Annotated in this window: 20 protein-coding genes, 1 tRNA gene and 3 pseudogenes; 11 read left to right on the top strand and 13 right to left on the bottom strand. The window is 74.7% G+C overall.

Going from position 1 to position 22579, the window contains the following annotated elements; all coding sequences use genetic code 11:
* Nucleotides 1–391: pseudogene (locus AB0L40_RS07720) on the top strand (DUF3071 domain-containing protein); the annotation flags it as partial.
* The gene (gene thpR, locus AB0L40_RS07715; protein ID WP_364351652.1) at nucleotides 340–888 is read left to right on the top strand and encodes an RNA 2',3'-cyclic phosphodiesterase; all 549 of its coding nucleotides are present in this window, start codon (nucleotides 340–342) and stop codon (nucleotides 886–888) included. The pseudogene AB0L40_RS07720 and the gene thpR, both read left to right, overlap by 52 nt.
* 9 nt (nucleotides 889–897) lie before the next feature.
* Here the strand turns inward: thpR and AB0L40_RS07710 are convergent, their stop codons facing one another.
* From AB0L40_RS07710 to AB0L40_RS07675, 8 genes and pseudogenes are all read right to left on the bottom strand, one after another.
* A complete protein-coding gene (locus AB0L40_RS07710; RefSeq protein WP_364351649.1) occupies nucleotides 898–1377 on the bottom strand; it encodes a hypothetical protein in 480 nt (159 codons plus the stop codon).
* 131 nt (nucleotides 1378–1508) lie between these two features.
* Nucleotides 1509–2906 carry an MFS transporter gene (locus AB0L40_RS07705; protein ID WP_364351646.1) on the bottom strand — a complete coding sequence of 466 codons (1398 nt, stop codon included), beginning with the start codon at nucleotides 2904–2906 and terminating at the stop codon, nucleotides 1509–1511.
* A 75-nt stretch (nucleotides 2907–2981) separates the two neighbouring features.
* Nucleotides 2982–3428: a MarR family transcriptional regulator gene (locus tag AB0L40_RS07700; RefSeq protein WP_364351643.1), complete on the bottom strand. Its 447-nt coding sequence runs from the start codon at nucleotides 3426–3428 to the stop codon at nucleotides 2982–2984.
* Nucleotides 3429–3539: 111 nt separating this feature from the next.
* A pseudogene (locus AB0L40_RS07695) lies at nucleotides 3540–4709 on the bottom strand (NCS2 family permease); the annotation flags it as partial.
* 19 nt (nucleotides 4710–4728) lie between these two features.
* A pseudogene (locus tag AB0L40_RS07690) lies at nucleotides 4729–5202 on the bottom strand (aminotransferase class I/II-fold pyridoxal phosphate-dependent enzyme); the annotation flags it as partial.
* 2 nt (nucleotides 5203–5204) lie between these two features.
* Nucleotides 5205–5669 carry a hypothetical protein gene (locus AB0L40_RS07685; protein WP_364351640.1) on the bottom strand — a complete coding sequence of 155 codons (465 nt, stop codon included), beginning with the start codon at nucleotides 5667–5669 and terminating at the stop codon, nucleotides 5205–5207.
* A 42-nt stretch (nucleotides 5670–5711) separates the two neighbouring features.
* Nucleotides 5712–7514 carry an AMP-dependent synthetase/ligase gene (locus AB0L40_RS07680; RefSeq protein ID WP_364351637.1) on the bottom strand — a complete coding sequence of 601 codons (1803 nt, stop codon included), beginning with the start codon at nucleotides 7512–7514 and terminating at the stop codon, nucleotides 5712–5714.
* Nucleotides 7515–7653: 139 nt separating this feature from the next.
* Nucleotides 7654–8421, bottom strand: a complete 768-nt coding sequence (locus tag AB0L40_RS07675; RefSeq protein WP_364351634.1) for a Nif3-like dinuclear metal center hexameric protein — start codon at nucleotides 8419–8421, stop codon at nucleotides 7654–7656.
* Nucleotides 8422–8608: 187 nt separating this feature from the next.
* Here AB0L40_RS07675 and AB0L40_RS07670 point away from each other — a divergent pair, with 187 nt between their 5' ends.
* The 3 genes from AB0L40_RS07670 (at nucleotide 8609) to AB0L40_RS07660 (ending at nucleotide 10762) form a co-directional block, all read left to right on the top strand.
* Nucleotides 8609–10318, top strand: coding sequence for a sigma-70 family RNA polymerase sigma factor (locus AB0L40_RS07670; RefSeq protein WP_364351631.1), 1710 nt, complete (start codon nucleotides 8609–8611; stop codon nucleotides 10316–10318).
* Entirely contained in the window at nucleotides 10308–10595 is a 288-nt protein-coding gene (locus tag AB0L40_RS07665) for a hypothetical protein (protein ID WP_364351628.1), read from the top strand. Before AB0L40_RS07670 ends, AB0L40_RS07665 begins: the two co-directional genes overlap by 11 nt.
* Before the next feature lie 93 nt (nucleotides 10596–10688).
* Nucleotides 10689–10762, top strand: a tRNA-Pro gene (locus AB0L40_RS07660).
* Nucleotides 10763–11198: 436 nt separating this feature from the next.
* Here AB0L40_RS07660 and AB0L40_RS07655 read toward each other — a convergent pair.
* Nucleotides 11199–12404, bottom strand: a complete 1206-nt coding sequence (locus tag AB0L40_RS07655; protein WP_364351625.1) for a trypsin-like peptidase domain-containing protein — start codon at nucleotides 12402–12404, stop codon at nucleotides 11199–11201.
* Between the two features lie 171 nt (nucleotides 12405–12575).
* On the opposite strand from AB0L40_RS07655, the gene AB0L40_RS07650 reads away from it, so the two are divergent.
* Complete coding sequence (locus tag AB0L40_RS07650; RefSeq protein WP_364351622.1) at nucleotides 12576–13487, top strand: AlkA N-terminal domain-containing protein; 912 nt, start codon at nucleotides 12576–12578, stop codon at nucleotides 13485–13487.
* Between the two features lie 101 nt (nucleotides 13488–13588).
* Here AB0L40_RS07650 and AB0L40_RS07645 read toward each other — a convergent pair whose 3' ends face one another.
* On the bottom strand, nucleotides 13589–15460 hold the full coding sequence (locus tag AB0L40_RS07645; RefSeq protein ID WP_364351619.1) for a nicotinate phosphoribosyltransferase: 1872 nt from the start codon (nucleotides 15458–15460) through the stop codon (nucleotides 13589–13591).
* A 198-nt stretch (nucleotides 15461–15658) separates the two neighbouring features.
* Between AB0L40_RS07645 and AB0L40_RS07640 the strand changes: the two genes are divergently transcribed.
* From AB0L40_RS07640 to AB0L40_RS07630, 3 genes are all read left to right on the top strand, one after another.
* On the top strand, nucleotides 15659–16705 hold the full coding sequence (locus AB0L40_RS07640; RefSeq protein ID WP_364351616.1) for a TerC family protein: 1047 nt from the start codon (nucleotides 15659–15661) through the stop codon (nucleotides 16703–16705).
* Nucleotides 16706–16827: 122 nt separating this feature from the next.
* On the top strand, nucleotides 16828–17802 hold the full coding sequence (locus tag AB0L40_RS07635) for a glycosyltransferase (RefSeq protein WP_364351613.1): 975 nt from the start codon (nucleotides 16828–16830) through the stop codon (nucleotides 17800–17802).
* Between the two features lie 136 nt (nucleotides 17803–17938).
* On the top strand, nucleotides 17939–18760 hold the full coding sequence (locus AB0L40_RS07630) for an MBL fold metallo-hydrolase (protein ID WP_364351610.1): 822 nt from the start codon (nucleotides 17939–17941) through the stop codon (nucleotides 18758–18760).
* Nucleotides 18761–18813: 53 nt separating this feature from the next.
* Here the strand turns inward: AB0L40_RS07630 and AB0L40_RS07625 are convergent, their stop codons facing one another.
* On the bottom strand, nucleotides 18814–19434 hold the full coding sequence (locus AB0L40_RS07625) for a TetR-like C-terminal domain-containing protein (RefSeq protein ID WP_364351607.1): 621 nt from the start codon (nucleotides 19432–19434) through the stop codon (nucleotides 18814–18816).
* Between the two features lies 1 nt (nucleotide 19435).
* Nucleotides 19436–20125, bottom strand: coding sequence for an MBL fold metallo-hydrolase (locus tag AB0L40_RS07620; RefSeq protein ID WP_364351604.1), 690 nt, complete (start codon nucleotides 20123–20125; stop codon nucleotides 19436–19438).
* 185 nt (nucleotides 20126–20310) lie between these two features.
* Between AB0L40_RS07620 and AB0L40_RS07615 the strand changes: the two genes are divergently transcribed.
* Nucleotides 20311–21495: an acetyl-CoA C-acyltransferase gene (locus AB0L40_RS07615; protein WP_364351601.1), complete on the top strand. Its 1185-nt coding sequence runs from the start codon at nucleotides 20311–20313 to the stop codon at nucleotides 21493–21495.
* Between the two features lie 123 nt (nucleotides 21496–21618).
* Here AB0L40_RS07615 and AB0L40_RS07610 read toward each other — a convergent pair whose 3' ends face one another.
* Nucleotides 21619–21744, bottom strand: a complete 126-nt coding sequence (locus AB0L40_RS07610) for a hypothetical protein (RefSeq protein ID WP_364351598.1) — start codon at nucleotides 21742–21744, stop codon at nucleotides 21619–21621.
* Between the two features lie 200 nt (nucleotides 21745–21944).
* On the opposite strand from AB0L40_RS07610, the gene AB0L40_RS07605 reads away from it, so the two are divergent.
* Nucleotides 21945–22559 carry a hypothetical protein gene (locus tag AB0L40_RS07605; RefSeq protein WP_364351595.1) on the top strand — a complete coding sequence of 205 codons (615 nt, stop codon included), beginning with the start codon at nucleotides 21945–21947 and terminating at the stop codon, nucleotides 22557–22559.
* Nucleotides 22560–22579 lie beyond the last annotated feature (20 nt).

The raw sequence follows: 22579 nt of genomic DNA, 5'->3' as shown, positions 1-22579 counted from the left end.
CCGCGGTGGGCACGGCCTGCCGAGCGCCGACACGACTGCCCCGCGGCCGACCCGCGACCCGATCCGGGCCGGGCGCGACGCCCTGCTGGCCTCGCTGGACCGGCCGATCGAGGGCAGCTCCGGTCGCCCGATCGAGCGCCGGCCGGTCGCCGGTGGTGCCGCGGCGCTGCTCGGCGGGGGTTCCGGCTCCGCCTTCGACGACGACGCCGACCTGCCGAAAGAGGTGCCGGCTGTGCCGTCGCTGGCGGTTCTGCGGCCGCGCCGCACGGTGGGCCAGCCCGCCTCGGCCAACGCGGAGTCCGAGGAGAGCGGCAACAAGCCGCGCAAGCGGTTGCCCAGCTGGGACGATGTGCTGTTCGGAGGCGGCCCGGCGGCCCGGGAGTCCTCCTGAGCCTGTTCGTCGCGGTCTTTCCCACCGAGGACGCCCGGTTCGATCTGCAACGCCGGCTGCCGGCCGGCAGCCGGCCCACCCGCCCGGAGAAATGGCACGTCACGCTGGCCTTCCTGGGCGAGGTGCCGGACGAGCGTACGGCTGACGTCGCCCACGCCCTGTCCACGGTGCCGCCGCCAGGCCCGATCACCCTGCGACTGGCCGGCGGCGGCCGCTTCGGTTCGGTGCTCTGGGCCGGCCTGGCCGGCGACCTTGAGGTGCTCGCCGCGTTCCGGGCGCGGATCGGGTCGGCACTGGCCTCGGCCGGCTTCCCGATCGACGGGCGACCGTTTCGCCCGCACCTGACCGTGTCCTACCGCTTCGACCCCGGCATCCAGCAGGCGCTGACGGACTATGCCGGACCGTCCTGGCCGGTCACCGAGCTCGCCCTGGTCCGGAGCGCGGCCGGTGAGTACCACCGGCTGCAGGGATGGCCGGTGACATCGCAGCCCTGTTGATCGGGAGGCTCAGCCGAGGTCGTTGCCGGAGCTCGGCCGTCGCAGGGTCAGGCCGGCCGCTTCCAACTGGCCCTCGACCCGGACCCGCTCGATCTCCCGGTCGACGCCCTGCAACGGCTGCAGGTGCTCGGTCACCCCGAGGCGCCGGCAGGCCAGCTCGAGCCGGGCGTCGTAGGCCCTGAGCACGGCCGCCAGCCACACCGCGGAGTAGCGCGTCGGGCCGCTGCGCCGCTGGTGGTCGAGCCGCCGCAGGTCGTAGGCGATCTGCTCGATCGCCGGATCGTCGAGCGCGGCCAGCCGGGGACCGGGGTCCAGCACCCGCAGCGTCCGGTCGAGCTTGCGCAGCGCCCGCAACTCCTGCCGGCCGTGCCGGGTGAACAGGCGCCGCACGTGGCGCGCGTCGGGGCCGAGGAGGGCGGCCGCGGCGCACGGCAGTAACAGCAGCGCCGACAGCGCCGCCGAGAGCACAGCAATGTGCGCGATTGCCACGGATTCGACGCTAGGCGTTGTCCGGTCAGGCTGGAATACCCGTTTGGTGGAGGTGCTCTGCCAGGTTCCGTCGAGCATTGGCGGATCTTGACGAGTTCGGGTTCGAACTCGCCAAGATCTTGAAATCCGGGTCAGACCCGGGCCACCGGCTCGGGTCGGTTCAGCGGCTCGGCGTGTCCGCGGACCCCCGGCAACGACGGCTCGGACCGGACGGCCAGTCGCGGGGCCTCGCCCGGGTCGATCTCGGCCGCGGATTCCGCCGGAGCGGGCACCAGCCGGACGCTCAGCCGCGGCCGGACCCGTACCTCGATCCGCTCGCTGCTGGCGCGCAGCTGCCAGATCAGCGCGCCCACCGCGGCCGCGAAACTCACCAGACCGGCCGCCCAGATGCTCGACGGCACGCCGTAGTGCTCGCCCCACCAGCCGGCCAGCGACGCGCCGATCGGGGTGGTGCCCAGGAAGACCAGCACGTAGAGGGCCATCACCCGGCCCCGGTACTCCGGGTCGACGCCCATCTGCACCCGGTGGTTGGCACCCTGGGCCAGGTAGATCGAGAAGAAGCCGGTCGGCACCAGCAGCAGCGCTGCCACCACGAAGTTCGGCGCGAACCCGACCGCGAACTCGCACCCTCCGAAGATCAGCGCGGCGCCGATCACCTTGTAGGCGCCGGGCCGGCTGCGCCGCCGGGTGCCGGCCAGCGCGCCGCCGAGTGAGCCGATCGCGAGAGCGGTGGTGAGCAGGCCGAACGACGACGGGCCGGCGTTGAAATTGATCTTCGCGAGGGCGGCCAGGGTGACCGGGAAGTTGAAGCCGATCATGCCGATCGCGGCCATCAGGCAGATCGGCAGCAGCAGGTCGTGCCGCTTACCGACGTACCGCAGGCCGTCGATCACCCGGGCGCTGGCGCCCTTCTTGCGTTCGGTGCGGATCAGGTCTGCCGGGCGCATCCGCACGTAGGTGAAGACCGGGGCGATGGCCAGCGCCGTCGAGATCAGGAACACGCCGGGCGTGGAGAGCACCGCGAGCAGCACGCCGGCCAGCGCCGGGCCGCTGATCCGGGCGGTGTTGAAGGTGGCCGCGGAGAGCGCCAGCGCGTTCGGCAGCAGCCGCAGCTCGACCAGCTCGGAGACGAACGCCTGCCGGACCGGGGTCTCCACCGCGTTCGCGATGCCGAGCAGCAGCGCGAAGACGAACACGTGCCAGAGCTGCACCACCCCGCTGGCGACCAGCACCGCGAAGGCGACCGCGAACACCGCGAAGGCGGCATTCGCCGCGATCAGCAACTTGCGCTTGTCGTACCGGTCGGCCAGGCGACCGCTCCAGAGGGTCAACAGCATCACCGGTACGAACTGGAGCGCGGTCACCGTTCCGAGAGCGCCCGGGGAGTTGTCGGAGAGTTCCAGCACCAGCCAGTCCTGGGCCGTGAACATCATCCACACACCGATCAGCTTCACCAGTTGCCCGCCGGCGAAGAGGCGGTAGTTAGGGACCTGCAGGGATCGGAAGGTGGAGTTCAGGCCTGCCCGCACGTGGCTGCGCCCCCTTGTTCGGTCGTACGCGTCATCGTCATGTGACGAAGCGGAACGACCTTGGGGTCGGGCTTTTCAGCCCTTGGCGATGCGCTGCAGGATCTCCGCAGCCTGCGCCAGGGTGGCCCGTTCCTCGGGGGTCAGCTGCTCCAATTCCTTGGCCAGCCATTCGTTACGTGCCCGCTCGTGCTGTGCGTACACCGTGCGCCCCTGGTCGGTGGCGGCCAGGATGACCTGGCGCCCGTCGGTGGGATGCGGTGTCCGCGCCACCAGCCCACGCTCCTCCAGCTTGCCGACGATCTTGGTCATCGTCGGCGGCTGGACCCGCTCCACGTCGGCGAGCTCACGGGGGGTCAGCGCGCCGGCCAACTGGAGGCTGGTCAGGGCGGAGAGCTGACTGAAGGTGAGATCGCCGACCGGACGGGCCTGGCGGACTCGGCGGCCGAGTCGGGTGATCGCGTCCCGCAGCGTCTTGGCCAGCGGTTCCGCTGTCATACGCTCCGTCGTCATCACCCGCTCCATCACGATCCTTAGCCTAACTAATGAGCATGGCTAACGACCATCTAAATACCCTGAGACCACCGTCACCGGCACGTTAGCGCACCCCGGCGACGGTGGTCATCAGGCGCCGAATCAGAGAATCCCGGCCTCGAGCGGACCCCGGGCGAAGTAGAGGACGAACAGGACAGCGACGCCGTACAGGATCGGGTGGATCTCCCGTGCCTTGCCGGTCGCGGCCTTCAGCACCACGTACGAGATGATCCCGGCCCCGATGCCGTTGGAGATCGAGTACGTGAACGGCATCAGCGTGATCGCCAGGAAGGCCGGCACCGCGATCGAGTAGTCGGTCCAGTCGATCTGCTTCACCGCGGTCATCATCAGGAAGCCGACCACCACCAGAGCGGTCGACGCCGCCTCGAACGGCACCACCTTGACCAGCGGCGACAGGAACATCGCCAGCAGGAACAGCACACCGGTGACGAGGTTGGCCACGCCGGTCCGGGCGCCCTCGCCGACACCCGAGGCACTCTCCACGTACGACGTGTTGCTGGACACACTGGCCGCACCGCCGGCCGCCGCGGCGATCGAGTCGACCAGCAGGATCTCCCGGGTCCGCGGCGGCATGCCCTCGGCGTCGAGCAGGTCGCCCTCCTGGCCGACCGCGACCATGGTGCCCATGGTGTCGAAGAAGTCCGTCACCAGCAGCGTGAAGACGAACATCAGGACGACCAGCCAGCCGGCCGTCGACCACGAGTCCAGCACGTTGAACTGGCCGAGCAGCGAGAGATCCGGCTTGTCGACGATCTTCTCCGGCAGGGCGGGCACGTTCAGCGACCAGCCGTGCGGGTTGTCGACCGAGGAGCCGACCTTGGCGATCGCCTCCACGATGATGGCCAGCACTGTGGTGCCGAGGATGCCGATCAGGATCGCGCCCTTCACCTTGCGGACGAAGAGCACCAGCGTGAAGAGCAGGCCGATGGAGAAGACGAACGTCGGCCAGGTCAGCAGCTTGCCGCCGAGGCCGAGCTCGACCGGCACGGTGGTGTTCGCGGCGTCCGGGATGCGGTGCACGAACCCGGCGTCGACCAGCCCGATGATCATCAGGAAGAGGCCGATGCCCACGCCGATCGCGGTCTTGAGCTGGGTCGGGACCGCCTTGAACACCTGGGTACGCAGCCCGGTCAGCACCAGGATCGCGATCAGCACACCCTCGATCACGACCAGGCCCATCGCGTCGGCCCAGGTCATCTCCGGCGCGATCTCGTACGCGACCAGCGCGTTCACACCGAGGCCGGCGGCCAGCGTCACCGAGGACGATCATCCGTGTCCGCGGCGTCACGACGGCCAGCAGCGCCTCCGGGTCCAGGGACGCCACGCGCACCGGCGTCGCGCCGGTGTCCCGCGCGAGCAGCGGGTAGAGCGGGTAGCCGGGCCAGGGCAGGACGAGCTCGTCGCCCGGCGTCAGCAGCGCGCGGGCCGCGCGGTCCAGGAGGCCCGAGGCCCCGTCCCCGATCGCGACGCGGTCGTCCGCGACGCCATGGCGCTCGGCGAGCGCCGCCTGCAGCTCGGCGTCGCGACCCTCCACGTAGCGGTTGAGGCCCTTGCGGGCGTGGAACGTGATCGCGGAGACGACTTCCGGCGGGGGCAGCTCGTGCCAGGTCGTGCGGGAGAGGTCGAGCGGCTCGACGCGTGCGAGCGCCTTGCCGCGCTCCTCCTGCGCGCGCTCGCGCAGCCCGTGGTTGACCTCCTCCTCGCTGAGGCCCTCGAACTGGCGGTAGTAGCGGAACAGCCCCACGGTCAGAGCCCGCCGGTGGTCGGCTGGAGACCACCGATGAACAGGAGCCAGACGGTGAAGGCGGGCACGACGACGATCGTCGTCAGCAGGAAGAGGCGGCCGAGGACGCCCTGGCGCTGGTCGACGCCGGCGGCGCGGCGGACGAGGATCCAGACGCCGTCCAGGCGCCGGAGCAGCGAGAGCGACCCGAAGACGAAGACGAGGACGAGCGCGAACGCCAGGGCGATCCAGAGCCCGACGTTCTCGGACGCGACCTGCGAGGCGATCCACATCGCGGCGACCGGCAGGGGGCCCCACACGGCGGCGGTGAGCAGGACCATCAGGCCGAGCAGCACGGCCGAGACGACGGCGTCGAACGCGACCCGCCGCGCGGACCCGCGCTCGGGCAGCCGGCCGTAGCGGACGGGCGCGGTCCCGGGACGGCGGCCGAGGAAGAGGCCGCCGTTGTCGGTGGGATCGGTGCGCACGGGACGGATCCTACCCGGGGACGGAAGTCGCCCGGCCGGGGTTCACGACGCGTAGAGCGCGTCGAGCTGGTCGGCGAAGCGCTCGTTGACCACGGCGCGCTTGACCTTCAGGGTCGGCGTCAGCTCGCCGGTCTCCTGGGTCAGGTCGCGGTCGAGGATGAGCACCTTCTTGACCTGCTCGACCGGCGCGAGGCGGGCGTTGGCGGCGTCGACGTCGGCCTGGATCATCGCGACGACCTCGGGGTGGCGCGAGAGCTCCGCCAGGTCGTCCGGCAGCCCGCGCGAGGCCGCCCACGGCACGAGCGTCTCGGCGTCGAGCGTGACGAGCACGACGGGGTACGGACGGCGGTCGCCGTGCATCACCGCCTGGCTGATCCACGGCGAGCGCTTGAGGTCGTTCTCGAGGTTCGCGGGCGTCAGGTTCTTGCCGCCCGCGGTGATGATGATGTCCTTCTTGCGGCCGACGATGAAGACGTAGCCGTCCCCGTCGATCGAGCCGAGGTCGCCGGTGTGCAACCAGCCGCCCTCGATCGCGCCGAACGACGCGTCCTCCATCCCGTGGTAGCCCTGGAAGACGTTGCCGCCGCGGATCAGCAGCTCGCCGTCGTCCGCGATCCGGGCCTCGACGCCCGGCAACGGCCGGCCGACGGAGCCGAAGCGGTGGTCCTCCGGGGTGTTGACCGACGCGCCGGTCGCGGTCTCGGTCATCCCGTAGCCCTCCATCACCGGGACGCCGCAGCCGTAGAAGAACTCGAGGATCTCCTTCGCGATCGGGGCCGCGCCCGTGACGGCGCGCGTGAGGCGGCCGCCGAACAGCGACCGGACGTTCTTGTAGAGCGCCTCCTCGGCCTGGTCGAACGGGCCCTGGAGCTCGGGTGGGACCGGCTCGCCGCGCTGCCGGAGCTCGCGGACCCGGACGCCCAGGCGGGCGGCGCCGAGCATCCGCTCCTGCTCCTCGGCGGGCTTGGAGCCGACGGCGAGCGTGTAGATCTTCTCGAAGATCCGCGGCACCGACGGCAGGACGGTCGGCGCGGTCTGGATCAGCTCGGGGACGATCCGCGCGGGGTCGCCGCCCCAGTAGACGATGGTGGCCCCGCCGTCGAGGGCGCAGAGCTGGAACAGCAGCGCGAACGCGTGGGCGAGCGGCAGGAACAGGTAGAGGACGGCCTCGTCGCCGTTCAGCGGCGTCAGCGCGCTCGACGCCGCGATGATGAAGCGGTAGTTGCCGTGGGAGAGCACGCAGCCCTTCGGCGGGCCGGTCGTCCCCGACGTGTACATGAAGACGTAGGGGTCCTCCGGGCGCACGGCGGCGGCCCGGTCGCGGAGCTCCTGCGCGTCGCGGCCGGCGCCGAGCGCGCGCAGCTCCTCCAGCGACGTCGCGCCCTCGGCCTCGCCCTCCAGCACGACGATCCAGCGCAGGTCGGGCAGCTGGTCGCGGACCGCGTCGATCTTCGCGACCTGCGCGGCGTCCTCGCAGACGATGCCCGTGGAGCCGGAGTCGCCGACGACCCACGCGCACTCCTCGGGGGAGTTCGTCGGGTAGACCGAGACGTGGACGGCGCCGGTGGCGACGATGCCGAGGTGGGCGATCGTCCACAGCGGGCGCGTGGAGCCGAGCACCGACACGCGGTCGCCCGGGCGGATGTCGAGACCGAGCAGCCCGAGGCCGAAGTCGGTGACGTCGTCGGCGAGCTGCCGGTAGGTGCGCTCCGCCCACTGCTCGGGGGCGGTCTGGTGCTTGGCGAAGGCGTGGCCACCGAACGCGTCCGCGGCGCGGAACGCCAGGTCCGCGACGGTGTCGCCGACGACGGACGTGCCGGTGGACGTCTGGGGGCTCGTGCTCATGCGACCTCTTCCGCTGGGGTGGGGGAGCGCCGGCCCCGGAGGGCCCGGCGGCGTCCGTGACGCGATCCTACGCGGGGTAGTGGGGCGCCGGGGAGGTTCTCGACGGGGTGTCGAGCGGGCCGGACCCGGCGCTCGCCGCTCAGATCGGGTTGCCGGTGTCGACGAAGCGGTGGGTCACGCCGAAGCGCTCGGCGAGCCGGGCGCCGAGGGCCTGCACGCCGCCGGTCTCCGTCGCGTGGTGGCCGGCGCAGATCGCGTGGACGCCGTGTTCGCGCGCGAGTCCCCGCGTCTGCTCGCGCGGCTCGCCCGTCAGCAGCCCGTCGAGCCCGTCGGCCGCGGCGCGCGGCAGCATCCCGGCGGCCGCGCCGGAGACGATCGCCAGGCGGAGGACGGTCTCCGGTCCGCCGGGGAAGTGCAGGGGGCCCGGCTGCGTGGCGGCCGCGACGCGCTCCAGCAGCTCGGGGACGGGCAACGGCGCGTCCCAGGTCGCGACCACCCCGATCGGGGGTGACCCCGAGCCCGCCCACGGCTCCCAGGTCGCGCCGAGCGCGTCCGCCAGCAGCGCGTTGTTGCCGACGGTCGCGTGGCCGTCGAGCGGCAGGTGGTAGGCGGCCAGCGCGATGCCGCCCGCCAGGAGGGCCCGCAGGCGGGCCGCGGCGACGCCGTCGAGCGCCCGTGGGTCCCCGTCCCAGAACAGCCCGTGGTGGACGAGCACCAGGTCCGCACCCGCGTCCGCGGCGGCCGTCAGGGCCTGGAGATCCGCGCTCACGGCGCTCACCACGGTGCGGACCTCGGCGTCCGGGCCGTCGGGGTGCGGGACCTGCAGCCCGTTGGGTCCGTAGTCGCGGAACGCGGACGGGTCCAGCAGGTCGTCGAGGTCGTCGAGCAGATCGCCGAGGCGGGCCATCGGCGCATCGTGGCACGCTCCGGCCGGCCGTCCCCGTGTCGACCCGGGTGCGGACGCGTGCGTCGGCCGGTTGGCGGACGTCCGTCCCAAGGGGTGACAGCGCCGGTCCGCGCGACTATCATCGGCGGGGTCGCGATCGGCACCGATCCCCGGGTGACCGTCGCAGGCTGATCACGAGGGTCTCCCCATGCCCGTCACCGCTCCGCACCGCTCGACCCCCACAGGCTCATCGCGTCGGCAGCCGTTCCTCACGGCGGCCACGACCCCGGACTCCACGCTGGTGCAGCTCGCCGCCGCCGGCGACGAGCGGGCGTTCGAGATCCTCTTCCAGCGGCACCGGACGGACGTCCTCGCGTACGCGACCCGGATGCTGCGGGACCACGGCCGCGCGGAGGACGTCGTCCAGGACGTCTTCGTCAGCGCGATGCGCGCCATCCTCGGCGCCGCCCCGGACGAGCAGCCGGTCCACGTGCGCGCCTGGCTGCGGGAGATCGCCCGCCGCACGTGCATCGACCAGTGGCGCGGGACGACGCGCCGCGGCGAGGTCAGCCTCGACGCCCCGGAGCGCCTGCGCCCGGCCGACGCGGACCGCCTGGCCGACGACGACTCGCTCGCCCGCACCACGGACGGTCGCGAGGCCGTCGCCACGCTGCGGCTCGCGTTCGACGACCTGCCCGAGCTGCAGCACGCCGTGCTGGTCCAGCGCGAGCTCGAGGGCCGCTCGATCGCCGAGATCGCCGCCCGGCTCGACGTCTCCCCGACGGTCGTCGAAGGTCAGCTGGCCCGCGGACGCCGGGCCCTCGGCCAGGCCTACAAGGAGCTCGAGAGCGGCCAGCGCTGCATCTCGGTGCGGGCGCTGTGCGACGCGTCGGTCGGCGGACGCCTCGGCGTGCGGGACCGTCATCGCGTCGGCCGGCACGTCCAGGGCTGCGACGGCTGCCGCCGGTACGCCCGCGACGCCGGCGTCGACTCCCGGCTCGTCGACCGCCAGCTGCTCAGCAAGGCGTCGTTCCTGCTGCCGCTGCCCCTGCTGCGCCGCCTGCCGGTCGAGCACGCGGCGGCCGGCGAGGCCGCCGGAGGCGTCCTCGGCGCGAAGGTCCTCGTCGGTGCCGCGGTCCTCGCGGCCGGCAGCAGCGGCGTCTACGCCGCGCGCGTCGTCCCGCCGGCCGACTCGTCGTCATCGTCCACCGACGCGGTCCGCTCGGTCTCCGCCCCGACGCCCCTGCAGACGGACGCCGAGGGCCGGCCGGTGCTGCGGATCTCGGGCCCGGGGGGCCGCACGACGACCGTCCGCCTGCCCGGCGGCGCCGCCGCCCCGCTCACCGGGCGCGGCATCGCGCTCTTCCTGCCGCCCTGGTCCGCCCAGGCCGGCTCCGGCACCGACGCCCCGGAGGCGTCGTCGCCCGCCCCGGCCCGTCCGCCGGTCGCGGACCCGGTCGCGGCCCCCGCGGCCCCGACCTCCGGCGCGACGCCGCCGCCCGCGGCGACGACCGGTCCGTCCCGCGGCGCGACGAACGGCGGGTCCACGACGCCCACCCGCACCGCCCCGCTGACCCCGACGGCCCCCGCCGCCCCGGGCGCGGCCGACACGACGACCGCCGACGACACGCCGTCGACGGCGGCCCCGGCGTCGACCGCCGGCGCGGCCGACGTCCCGTCGGACGACACGCCCGCCCAGGCCGACGCGCCGGTCGTGCCGGAGGCTCCCGCGCCGACGCCCGACACCCCGGCCGACACGCCCGCCGCGGACCAGACGGCCCCGGCGCCCGACGCGCCGATCGCGGACACGCAGGTGCCCGCGGACGAGCCGGTCGCCGACACCGCCACCCCGGTCGCCGACACCGCACCCGACTCCTCGACGACGGCGCCCGACGGGGGCGCCGCCGGTGGCGACTGAGCGGGAGGGCCTGATCGACGTCGCGTCGCACTCGACGATGTACGCGATCGGCGCCTACTTCTGCGACCGGCATCCGGACCTCGTCGACGACGTCCTCGCGGACGCCGACGCCATCGAGGGCGACGGCCTGCGCAGCTGGGCCGCGCGCGAGGGCGTGGCCGTCCAGGACGCCTTCGAGACCCTCGTGACGGGGCTCGCCATCCGCTTCTACACCGCGCTCGCGGGCGAGCCGATCGCCGACGCCGGGTTGCGCGCGGCGTCGACCGGCGGCGCCTGACCCCACGGGCTCCCGCTTCCCAGGGGCGTCCTCGGGACGCGGGGGAGGCAGCGGACGCCGGAGGGGTGATTCGTGCCATACTTTCGGTCGCATCGGGGCGTGGCGCAGCTTGGTAGCGCGCGCCGTTCGGGTCGGCGAGGTCGGAGGTTCAAATCCTCTCGCCCCGACTGCAACACATGAGGCCCGCCGTCCATTGGACGGCGGGCCTCAGTGGTTCTCCGGGGCCCGGGGCCGGCTCAGATCGGCAGCGGCTGGGGCGTCGGGCGCGGTGTCGGCGGCGACGGATCGGGCGCCGGGGTCGGCGGCAGCGGGTCCGGGAAGGGCGCGGGCGGCACCGGGTCGGGCCCGGGCCCGGGCGGCGCGGGATCGGGGTGCGGCACGGGCGGGGCCGGGACTCCGGCGGTCGTCGGGGGCACGAGCGTCTCTTCTGCAGGGGGATGCGGTCGCCCGTCGGCTACCCACGAGACCGCCCGCCGAAAACGGCGGGCGGGGCTGCTGCCGGACGTCGAGGGCGACGACCGGGACGGCGGTCGCCCCGCGGGGGAGCGGCGAGAGGGCCGGGTCGGGAAGCGGCGCGGCGGGCGGTGCACGGGGCGCCGCGGGTCAGGGCGCGGTGGTGGTGCTCGCCGCCGTCGTGGTGTCGGGGCGGGTCCCGAGCTGCACCTTCGCCGTGTGCTGCTGGCCGCCGCGGGTGTAGGTCACCTCGACGGTCTCGCCCGGGGCGTGGGCGTCGACGGCGGTGCCCATGATCTCGGCGTTGGTGATCGTCGTGTCACCGATCTTCGTGATGACGTCGCCGGTGCGCAGGCCGGCGTCGGCGGCGGGGCCGCCGGACGCGACCGACGCGACGGCCGACCCGACGACGTTCGAGGTGCTCGTCGCCTCGTCCGCGGTGCCGACGCCGAGGTAGGCGTGCTTGGCGGTGCCGGTCTGACGCAGCTGGCTGACCACCCGGGTCACGGTGTCGGACGGCACGGCGAAGCCGATCCCGACGTTGCCGCCGCTGCTGCCGTCCGACGTCGACCCGGACGTCGCGATCTGGGAGTTCACGCCGATGACCTGGCCCTCGGCGTTCAGGAGCGGCCCGCCCGAGTTGCCGGGGTTGATCGCCGCGTCGGTCTGCAGGACGCCGTTGATCGCGTAGCCGTTGGGCGACTGGATGCTGCGGTGCAGCGCGGAGACGACGCCGGTGGTCAGCGTGCGGTCCAGGCCGTAGGGGTTGCCGATCGCGTAGGTCGCGTCGCCGACCTGGACATCGTTGGACTCGCCGAGCTGCAGCGCCGTCAGCGGCTTCGGGGTGCTCACCTTGAGCAGCGCGATGTCCGTGGACTGGTCGACGCCGACGACCTTGGCGGTCAGCGTCGCCCCGTCGCCGACCTTGACCTTCACGGAGTCGGCGCCGTCGATGACGTGGGCGTTGGTGACGACGTAGCCGTCGGAGGAGACGACGAAGCCGGAGCCGGTGGCCGTGCCCGCGGAGGATCCCTGGTCCTGGCCGTCGGAGCCGCCGTAGGGATCGGCGCCTGAGCCGCCGAGCCCCAGGCCCTGCGACGTCGACTGCGAGGAGCTGCCGTTCGTGGTCGCCGTGATGTACGCCACGGAGTCGCGGCTCTGCGCGTAGATCTGGCCGGCGGTCAGCGTGCCGGTGGGGTTCGAGGCGTTGCGGGTGACGACCTCCGGGGCCGTGGCCGTCGCCGTGACGGTCCGGACGTGGTCCCCCGTCGCGTCCGAGGCGATCACCGCGCCGCCGGTCCCGCCGACGAGAGCGGCGGCGCACATGACGATGATCGAGCGGGTCGGCTGCTTCATGTCCGACACGCTGACGGGCCGCCCTGACCCGACCCCCAAGCGACCCGAAGACCTTCCCCAAGCGGCCCGAAGACCTTCCCCAAGGGCGGCGAAGAGCCGCCGAAGGGACGAGCGGACCACGGTCCGTCTACGACGGGCGCGATCGACCGGAGCGCGTGCGACGATCGCCCCGTGGCCGAGACGATCGAGCTGCGGCTGCCGCGCCGCGAGCCCTACGCCGGCCGGGCGCTCCTGGCGGTGCTCGACGCCCGGGCGGTGACGGGACTGGAGCGGATGGGGCCGGACGGCTCCTACGTCCGGACGCTCGCCCTCCCCGGCGGTCCCGGCGTCGCGCACCTGCGTCCCGCCGACGGCCCCGACGTGCGGGGCGAGCTCCGGCTGACCGACCCGCGCGACGCCGACGAGGCGGTGCGGCGGCTGCGCCACCTGCTGGACCTCGACGCCGACCCCGGCGTGGTCGACGCCCTGCTCGGGGCCGACCCCGCGCTCGCCGCCTCCGTCCGGGAGCGTCCCGGGCTGCGGGTGCTCGGGACCGTCGACGGCCTCGAGCTCGCCCTGCGCGCCGTGATCGGGCAGCAGGTGTCGGTGGCCGCCGCCCGCACGGTCCTGGGCCGCGTCGTCGTCGCCCACGGCCCGGCCGTGCCCGCCGCGCTGGACCCCGAGCCCGGCCCGGAGCCGCTGCGACTGTTGCCCGCCGCCGCGACGATCGCCGCGCTGCCCGACGAGGCGCTCGCGATGCCGCGCTCCCGGGCGGCCACCGTCCGCCGGGTCGCCGCAGCCGTCTCCGACGGCACGCTGGATCTGCGGGCGGGCGGCGACCCCGCCGCGGCGACCGCCGCGCTCCTGGCCGTGTCGGGCGTCGGGCCGTGGACGGCGGGCTACGTCGCGATGCGCGCGCTCGGCGACCGCGACGCGTTCCCCGCCACCGACCTCGTGCTCCGGCAGGCCGCGGCGCTGCTCGGCCTGCCGTCGGAGGCCCGCGCGCTGGCCCGCCACGCCGGGCGCTGGGCGCCGTGGCGCGCCTACGCCGCCCAGCACCTGTGGGCCGTCGCGGCGGCGTCGCGGGTCGCCCCGCGGGGGTGAGAGTCCGTCGGCCGCCGCCGGGCGCTGGGAGCAGGGGTCGCGTTCGGTGCGGCGGCGGTGTCGGGCGATGGCGTGCGGCGCCGCTGCCGACGGCGCTGGCCTCAGTCCGCCCGGGCCGGGGTCGTCGTCGCCGTCGTGGCGCCCGCCGCGCGCAGCTCGTCGACCGCCCGATCGCCGTCGCCCGGCGCGACGTCGACCGCGGCCACCGCGTCGGTGATCAGCACGGTCTCCAGGCCGCCGTCCAGGGCGTCCAGGACCGTCGCGCGCACGCAGTAGTCCGTCGCCAGGCCGCAGACGACGGCCCGGCGGACGCCGGCGGCCCGCAGTCGGTCCAGGAGGCCCGTCCCGTCGAAGGCGGAGTACGCGTCGCGGTCGACGTCGGTCCCCTTCTCGAGGACGACGCCGCCGGTGAGATCGAGGTCGGGGTGCAGCTCGGCGCCGGTCGTGCCCGCGACGCAGTGCGGGGGCCACGGGCCGCCCCGGGCGGCGAAGGAGACGTGGCCCTCGGGGTGCCGGTCGCGGGACGCGACGATCGTCGCTCCGGCCTCGCGCGCGCGGTCCAGCAGGCGGCCGATCGGCGCCAGGACCCGGTCGCCGTCCGGCACGCCGAGCGCGCCGCCGGGCAGGAAGTCGTGCTGGACGTCGACGACCACGAGCGCGTCGTCGGGGCCCAGGAGCAGTTCGCCGGAGAGCCCGGAGCGCAGCTCGCGCAGCGCCCGCGACCGGCGGACGGGCGGGGCGGTCGTGCCGGCGCGGGCGAGCTCGGACGCCGCGCGCTCGCGGGCGGCGGAGAGGTCGAGCGCCGCGTCTACGGGCACACCGAGGCGCACGACGGGCCGCAGCAGCGGCTCGCCGGGGGTCGCCTCGTGCGCGAGGTGGATCTCGAGCTCCGTGTCGTCCCCGGTGCCGCGCCGCGCGAGCCCGTGGACGCCGGGATCGGTCTCCTTGCCCGGCGAGCGCTTCATCACGACCCGGCGGGCCGGGTCGTCGACGTCGTGCTGGGCGCAGAGCTTGTAGACGCCGCCGAGCGGCTCGCCGGCGCGCAGGCGCGTGCCGAGGCCGAAGTCGTCGACGGGGACCCCCTCCCGGACCATCGCGCCGATCGACGCGGCGTCGAGGTCGCCGCTCAGCATGATCCGGGTGTCGCCGAAGCCCGCGGCGTCGAGCCGGGCCCGGGCGTCGCGGGCGCCGGCGGCGAGGTCGCCGGAGTCGATGCGGATGCCGCGCAGCGGGCTGCCGGTCCGCCGGGACGCCGCGATCGCTCGGTCGATCCCGCGCGGGGTGTCGTAGGTGTCCACGAGGACGGCGGTGCCCTCGGGGTGGTCGGCGAGCGTCTCGGCGAAGGCGTCCTCCTCGTGCTCTTCGCCGTGGGCCATCACCGCGTGGTGGGCCATCGTGCCGACCGTCGGGATGCCGTGGAGCAGGCCGGCGAGCGGCAGCGCGGTGCCGGCGAACCCGGCGACCCACGCCGCCCGCGCGGTGGCGGGGCCGGCCTCGGGCCCGTCGAGGCGGCGGAGCGAGAAGTCGTAGATCGGCCGCCCTGCCGCGGCGCGGACGGCCTCGGCGGCGGTGGTGGCCACCCGGGTCCCGTAGTTCAGCGCCGCCAGGACGACGGGCTCCACGATCGTCGCCTGCACGCGCGGCGCGGTGACGCGCAGCAGCGGCACGCCGGCCGGCAGGCAGGTGCCCTCGGCGACCGCCCAGACCGTCCCGGTGAAGCGCAGGCCCGCGAGGGCGTCGAGCAGCGCGGCGGAGAAGCGCCCGTCGTCGCGCAGCCACGCGAGCTCCTCGGTCGTGGCGGACAGGCCGAGCAGCCCGTCGACGACTTCGCGGACGCCGGCGACCATCATCCACGGCCGGCCCGGTGGCGGGCGGCGGACGGTGACCTCGAACGACACCAGGTCGTCGCGCCCGTGGCGGACGAAGGTGTCGGCCATCGTCAGCGTGTAGAGGTCGGTGGTGAGGACGCTCACGGCTCCTGCCCTGCCTTTCGGGGGGACGACGGACGGGTCTTTCGGGCGCCTTGACGCTCGTCCGCTACCCTTCCGCCGGAGAAGGGCAGTATCCCGCAAGCGACGTCGCCGTCATCACGGCCCTCCGGGGCCCGGTGCGTCCACCCCGGCGGTGGGAGAGACCTTCGACCCATCCACCCCACGGTCGGAGTTCCCTCCATGTCCCATCTCCTGCTCGCCAGCGGCGGCGGTGCCCCCGGTGCCGGCGAGACGCACTCGATCTTCGTCTGGATCGGCTTCACGGCGTTCATCGTCGCGATGCTCGTCCTCGACCTCGTGCTCCACTCCAAGACGGAGGGCACGCCGGAGGACCCGCACACGCCGCCCTTCCGCTCGACGGTGATCTGGAGCATCTTCTGGACGCTCCTGGCGCTCGCGTTCACCGGCTACATCGCCCTGACGATGGGCGGCCGTGAGGCCAGCGAGTACGTCACCGGCTACGTCATCGAGCGCAGCCTCTCGCTCGACAACCTCTTCGTCTTCACGATCCTCTTCAGCTTCTTCGCGGTCCCGATCGCGTCGCAGCGGAAGGTGCTCTTCTACGGGATCATCGGCGCGATCGTGCTGCGCGCGATCTTCATCCTCGTCGGCGGCGCGTTGCTCGACACCTTCTCGTGGATGATCTACGTCTTCGGCGTGTTCCTGGTCATCACCGGCATCCGCCTGGCGACGTCGCACGACACCGAGGTCGACCCGGAGTCCAACCCGGTCCTGAAGCTCCTGCGCAAGGTCGTCCCGATGTCCGACGACTACGACCGCGACCGGATCTTCACGATGCAGAACGGCAAGCGGCTCGCGACGCCGATGTTCGCGGCGCTCGCCATGGTCGCGACGTTCGACGTCGTCTTCGCGATCGACTCGATCCCCGCGATCTTCGCCGTCACGCAGGACACGTTCATCGTCTTCGCCGCCAACGCGTTCGCGCTGCTCGGCCTGACGTCGCTGTTCTTCCTCGTGGCCGGCCTGCTCGAACGCTTCCACTTCCTGAGCTACGGGCTCGCGTTCATCCTCACGTTCGTCGGCGTGAAGATGCTCCTGACCGACGTCTGGCACATGCCGCCGTGGGTCTCGCTGCTCGTCATCGTCGCGACGCTGGGCGTCGCCGCCTGGGCGTCGCAGAAGTGGCCGAAGGACGAGGACGGCGACGGCGGCGACTCCGGCACGCCGGCCGGCACGGGCGACGCCGTGCCCGCGCCGACCGTCTGAGCCTGTCGGGGCGCCGGGCGGAGGGCCCGCCGGGCCGCCGGCCGGCGGCGCCCCCGCCGGACGCACGGCGCCGGCCGTCGGCGCCGCCCTCGCGCCGGATGGCGACGGATACGCTGCCCGGCGTGTCCGCGCCCGTCGTCTCCGTGGTCGTCCCGACCCGCGACCGCGCGGTCCGGCTCGGCCGGCTGCTCGAGGCGCTGCGGGGCCAGACGCTGGACCCGGCGTCGTTCGAGGTGATCGTCTGCGACGACGCGTCCGCCGGCCCGGAGCCCGGGCGCGTGCTCGATGCGGTCGCCGCCGAGGGCGTGCTGGACCTGCGGGTCCTGCGCCACGACGTGCCCGCCGGGCCGGCGGTGGCCCGCAACCGCGCATGGCGGACGGCCCGCGCGCCGCTCGTCGCGTTCGTCGACGACGACTGCGTGCCGAGCCCCCGGTGGCTCGAGGCCCTGCTGGACGCGTGGGACGCCGCGGGGCTGGCGGACCGCGACCTCGCCGTCCTGCGCGGCCCGGTCGCCCCGGACCCCGCGGAGTACCCGCACGAGTTCGGGCCGTTCGCGACGACGCTCTGGGTGCAGAAGGGCACCCCGCGCTTCGAGACGGCGAACATCGCGTACCCGCGCGCGCTGCTGGAGCGGCTGGGCGGCTTCGACGAGCGGCTCGTGATCGCCGGGGAGGACACCGACCTCGGCTGGCGCGCGATCGAGGCCGGGGCCGCCGTCGTCTGGGCCGGCGACGCGCTCGTGCACCACGGCGTCGTCCAGCAGGGGCCCTGGGGGCGGCTGCGCAAGGGCTGGCGCTGGCGCTACGTCCCCGCGGTCTTCGCCCGCCACCCCGGCCTGCGGCGCGAGCTCGAGCTCGGCGTCTTCTGGGGCCCGGCCCACCGGTGGCTGTTCGGCGGGCTGCTCGCGCTGCTCCTGCGGCGCCGGACCGGCGTCGCGTGGTCCTTCGTGCGCTGGTGGGTGGGCGGCCCGTACCTGCGGCGGCTCACGCACTACCGGACGGGGCCGCTGCTGGCGCCCTACCGGCTGGCCTGCGACCTGGTCGAGGTCGCGGCGATCGGCGCCGGGGCGGTGCGCCACCGCGTGCCGATGATCTGAGCGGCGTCCGACGACCGGGCGACCGGCCGGTCGTTGTGCTGCGTCCGGCACCGGAGGGGTTCGTGCGCCGCGTCCGCCGGCGGGTCCCGGGCCCGGTGGCCGCGGGCTCCGGGGGCGCCCGCGCTAGGGTCCGCCGATGCCCGACGCACCGGCGCTCGCCGCCCGGGGGATCGCGCTGCTGCGCGCCGACAACCCCGGACCGAAGACCCTCGAGGGCACGAACACGTGGCTGCTCACGCGCGACGGCCGCGTCTGGGTCGTCGACCCGGGGCCCGACCTGCCCGAGCACCTCGACGCGGTGGCCGCCGCCGCGAAGGCCCTCGGCGACGTCGCCGGCATCGCGCTGACGCACCGGCACGACGACCACGCCGACGGCGTCCTCGGCCTCCTGCAGCGGGTCGGGCCGGTCCCCGTCGCGTCGAGCACGGGCTGGCTCCCCGACGGCGCGCCGGAGGGCACGGTCGCGACGGCGGTGGGGGAGGGCGACGCCTTCGGCCCGTTCGCGGTCGTCGCCACGCCGGGGCACGCCGCCGACCACGTCGTCTTCGTCGCCGGCGACGCGGCGTTCGTGGGCGACACGGTCCTCGGCCGCGGAAGCGTGCTGCTGGTGCCGCACGAGCACGCGCTGCGCGGCTACCTCGACGCGCTCCGCCGCCTGCGCGCCCGCGGCCTCGCGATCCTGCTGCCCGGCCACGGCCCGGTCGTCGAGGACGCCGACGCGAAGCTCGACGAGTACGTCGCCCACCGCCTGGACCGCGAGCGGCGCGTCGTCGAGGCGCTCGACGGCGGTGCGCGGTCCGCGGACGAGATCCTCGACGCGGTGTGGGACGACGCGCCCGGCATCCTGCGGATCGCCGCGGCCGTCACCCTGCGCGCGCACCTGGACAAGCTCGCCGACGAGGGCCGGCTGCCCGACGGGGTGGAGCTGCAGGAGTTCGGGGACTTCGACGGGCTGTAGGCCCGACGACGACCGCGGGGAGAGACGCCGCGCGGAGCCGGACGCCGCCGTCCTCAGTCGACGGCGCCGCCGGCCGCGCGGGCCTCGAGCCCCGCGAGCTGGATCCCGACCAGCCGCGCGAAGGACGCCTCCCGCGGCGCCGGCAGGCCGAAGCCGCCGCCGGACTCCAGCGCGACGAAGCCGTGCAGCGCGCTGCGCACGGCGCGGACCAGGTGCACGAGCTCCTCGTCGTCCCGCTCCCAGTGACGGACGACGGCGAAGACGACCTCGGTGGTCCGCTCCGCGGCCGCCCGCAGCTCGGCGTCGTCCGCCGTCGGCGCCCGCTGCGTCGCGGCGTACGCGCCGGGGTGGGCGAGCGCGTAGGCGCGGTAGGCGTCGGCGAGCGCGGTCAGGGCCCCGGGGCCGGACCGGCCGATCGCCGCGTCCCGCAGCGCGGTGCCGAGGTCGCGCATGCCGCGCAGCGCGACGGCCCGGTGCGCCCCGTCCAGCCCGTCGACGTGGTGGTACAGGGACGGGGTCCGGACCCCGAGCTCGGCCGCCAGGCGGGCGAGCGTCAGCGCCGGCAGGCCCTCCGCGTCGGCGATCGCGACCGCGGCGTCCACCACCCGCTCGGCGTCGAGCCCGGGGCGCGTCCGGCTGCCCGGGGTGCGACGGGCGGGAATCCCGGCGGCCACCTCAGACGCCGCGCGCGATCGCGCGGTCCATCTCGGCGCCGGGGTCCTCGACCACCGGGCCGTGGCCGGGCGCCAGGCGCCGGGGCTCGAGCGCCCGCAGCTCGCGCGCCGTCGCCAGGGCGGTCGGCTTGTGCCACGTCGCCAGCGCCGGCAGGGGGAAGGCGGCCTTGCTCCTCGCGCACGTCGCGACGCCGAAGAGCGTCGCGTAGGCGTCGCCGCACAGGAGGGTGCCGTCGCGCTCGTCGAGGAACGCGAGCTGGCCGGGGGTGTGGCCCGGGGCGGCGACCGCGAGCAGCGAGCCGACGCGGTCGCCGGCGACGATGGTGCGGGTGGGAGCGGTCTTCGCGCCCTTGAGGCCGCCGCGGATCTTGTCCTGCGGCTCGTCGGCGTCGAGCGTCAGGTCGCCCGCGAGCAGCCGGGCGTCGCGGGCGGAGATGATCACCTCGACCCCGGGGAGCCGCTCGGCGAGCGCGTCGAGCCCGCCGACGTGGTCGTCGTGGGCGTGGGTCAGGAGGACGCGGACGATCGGCTTCCCGAGCGCCTCGGCGGCGGCGACGATCTTCTTCACGCCGCCCTTCATCGTCGTGTCGACGAGGGTCAGGCCGTCGTCCTCGGGGACGAGGTAGGCGTTGACGGCGCCGAGCAGCGCGACGCGCACGGTGCCGGCGGGGGTGGGGTGACTCTTGCCCATAGGGAGAAGACTAATGTCATGAGTCTCCAACGGCAAGTCCTCGTCCCGGGAACCGCGCGGACGCCGCTCCCGCGCCGGTCGCTAGGCTTGCCGCCTGCTCTCCTCCCGGCGCTGCCGGGGGCCTTCGCACGGGCGCCGGGCCACCGGCCCGCCGCCCCATCACCTCGCAACCGCAGGAGCTCCACATGACCGGTGTCGTCATCGCCTCGGCCGCTCGCACAGCGATCGGCAGCTACGGGAAGTCCTTGAAGGACGTGCCCGCGACCGCGCTGGGGGTGACCGCGGCGAAGGCCGCGATCGAGCGCGCGAACCTCGAGCCCGGGCAGATCGAGCACGTCGTGTTCGGCAACGTGATCCACAGCAACACGAACGACATCTACATGTCGCGCGTCGTGGGCATCGAGTCCGGCATCCCGATCGAGACGCCGGCCCTGACCGTCAACCGCCTCTGCGGCTCGGGCGTGCAGTCGATCGTCACCGCCGCGATGCACATCCAGACCGGCGACGCCGAGGTCGCCCTGGCCGGCGGCGCCGAGTCGATGTCGCAGGCCCCGTACTGGGTCCCGACCGGTCGCTGGGGCGCGCGCCTCGGCCCGTCGGAGTACATCGACCCGGTCGTCGGCACGCTGCAGGACCCGTTCAAGAAGAACCACATGGGCGTGACGGCGGAGAACCTCTCCGTCCGCGACACGATCTCCCGCGAGGACCAGGACGCCTTCGCGTACCGCTCGCACCAGCGCGCCGCCGCCGCCCGCGCCGCCGGCAAGTTCGCCGACGAGATCGCGCCGCACACCATCGCGTCGCGCCGCGGCGACGTGATCTTCGACGTCGACGAGCACATCCGCGAGGACATCTCGATCGAGGGCCTCGCGAAGCTGAAGCCCGCGTTCAAGAAGGACGGCACGGTCACCGCCGGCAACGCGTCCGGCCTCAACGACGCCGGCGCCGCGGTGACGCTGCTGTCCGCCGACAAGGCCGCCGAGCTCGGCACCCCGGTGCTCGCGAAGATCGTCGGCTACGCGACGACCGGCGTCGACCCGGACATCATGGGCATCGGCCCCGTCACGGCGATCCAGAAGGTCCTCGAGCGCACCGGCGTGTCGCTCGACGACGTCGGCGTCATCGAGCTCAACGAGGCCTTCGCCGCCCAGGCGCTGGCCGTCACGCGCGCGCTCGGCTTCGCGGACGACGACTCCCGCGTCAACCCCAACGGCGGCGCCATCGCCCTGGGCCACCCGATCGCCGCCTCCGGCACCGCGATCACGGTCAAGGCGCTCAGCGAGCTCAAGCGGACGGGCGAGCGCTACGCGCTGGTCTCGCTCTGCATCGGCGGCGGGCAGGGCATCGCCCTGCTGCTCGAGCGCCCCTAGTCACCGACCCGGTGGGCACGGGGTCCGCCCTGCCCGCCGGGATCGCTCCCGTCCGCCGCTGCGGCGTCGCCGCTCGCGGCCGACGGGTCGGCGGGACGTCCTATCGACGTCGCGCCCGCGGCGTCACTTCCACTCGGCGATGGCGATCACGACGATCGTCGCCATCATGACGACGACCCCGCCGACGGCGGAGACGAACATGCCGACGAGGCGGCGGTAGGTGGCGTCGGCCTGGCGTTCTTCGAGCATGCATCGATGGTAGTTCCATGCGCAAGCGTCTATCCGCCAGGATCGAGCGGCCATCCGCCAGGTGCGCGCCGGGCCGCCGTCCGGGGCACGCTCTGGCCGCCGGGGCCCGTCGGAACGGCCGCCGGGGCGGCGGGGGACGAGGCCACGCGTTAGGGTCCGGGGCCCGCGGCGACAGCCGTCCCCGTACCGAGGTCCCGCCCGTGCTCTTCACCACCGCAGACGACGTCCACGACAGCCTCGGCCGGCTCATGGAGGAGCTCGCCACCGACTCCGACGTCGGGCTGCGCCTGTCCCGCCTGGACACCGTCGTGCAGCTGCGGTACCGCAACCCGGACACGAAGGTCACGCTCGTGGCCCGCGAGGGCGACGCCCCCACCGTGCACCTGGGCGAGGTGCCGCAGGGCACCCCGAATCCCGAGGTCATCCTCACGCTCGACGCCGACACCGGGCACCTGTTGTGGCTCGGCCGGCAGAACGTCGCGATCGGCATCGCCCGCGGCGCGATCCAGGCGAAGGGCGAGACCCGCAAGGTCGTCGACCTCCTGTCGCTGACGACGGCGATCGCCCCCCACTACGAGCACCTGCTGCGCGCCACCGGCCGTGAGGCGCTGCTGGACCCCGACGCCGGCTACGCCGTCGAGGAGGCCCCGGCCGACGAGGCCGCGCCCGACGCCGAGGGTGCCGCGGACGGCGCCGAGGTCACGGGTACCGAGGGCGAGGCCGCGCCGGAGTCCGAGGGCACGACGCCCGACGCCGAGGCCACGCCGGACGTCCCCGCCGAGGGCGACGCGCCCGCGGCGGACCCGACCGCCTGAGGACGACGCCGGCCGCGGCC

This window comes from Patulibacter sp. NPDC049589, assembly GCF_040675535.1.
In the GTDB taxonomy this organism is placed as follows: Bacteria; Actinomycetota; Thermoleophilia; order Solirubrobacterales; family Solirubrobacteraceae; genus Patulibacter.
This window is presented reverse-complemented; position numbering and strand designations above follow the sequence as displayed.

Excerpts from the sequence above, each read along its gene's own strand:
- AB0L40_RS07700 (WP_364351643.1), bottom strand. The coding sequence starts at position 3,428 with ATGGAGCGGGTGATGACGACGGAGCGTATGACAGCGGAACCGCTGGCC.
- AB0L40_RS07680 (WP_364351637.1), bottom strand. The coding sequence starts at position 7,514 with ATGAGCACGAGCCCCCAGACGTCCACCGGCACGTCCGTCGTCGGCGAC.
- AB0L40_RS07675 (WP_364351634.1), bottom strand. The coding sequence starts at position 8,421 with ATGGCCCGCCTCGGCGATCTGCTCGACGACCTCGACGACCTGCTGGAC.
- AB0L40_RS07670 (WP_364351631.1), top strand. The coding sequence starts at position 8,609 with ATGCCCGTCACCGCTCCGCACCGCTCGACCCCCACAGGCTCATCGCGT.
- AB0L40_RS07655 (WP_364351625.1), bottom strand. The coding sequence starts at position 12,404 with ATGAAGCAGCCGACCCGCTCGATCATCGTCATGTGCGCCGCCGCTCTC.
- AB0L40_RS07640 (WP_364351616.1), top strand. The coding sequence starts at position 15,659 with ATGTCCCATCTCCTGCTCGCCAGCGGCGGCGGTGCCCCCGGTGCCGGC.
- AB0L40_RS07630 (WP_364351610.1), top strand. The coding sequence starts at position 17,939 with ATGCCCGACGCACCGGCGCTCGCCGCCCGGGGGATCGCGCTGCTGCGC.
- AB0L40_RS07620 (WP_364351604.1), bottom strand. The coding sequence starts at position 20,125 with ATGGGCAAGAGTCACCCCACCCCCGCCGGCACCGTGCGCGTCGCGCTG.
- AB0L40_RS07615 (WP_364351601.1), top strand. The coding sequence starts at position 20,311 with ATGACCGGTGTCGTCATCGCCTCGGCCGCTCGCACAGCGATCGGCAGC.
- AB0L40_RS07610 (WP_364351598.1), bottom strand. The coding sequence starts at position 21,744 with ATGCTCGAAGAACGCCAGGCCGACGCCACCTACCGCCGCCTCGTCGGC.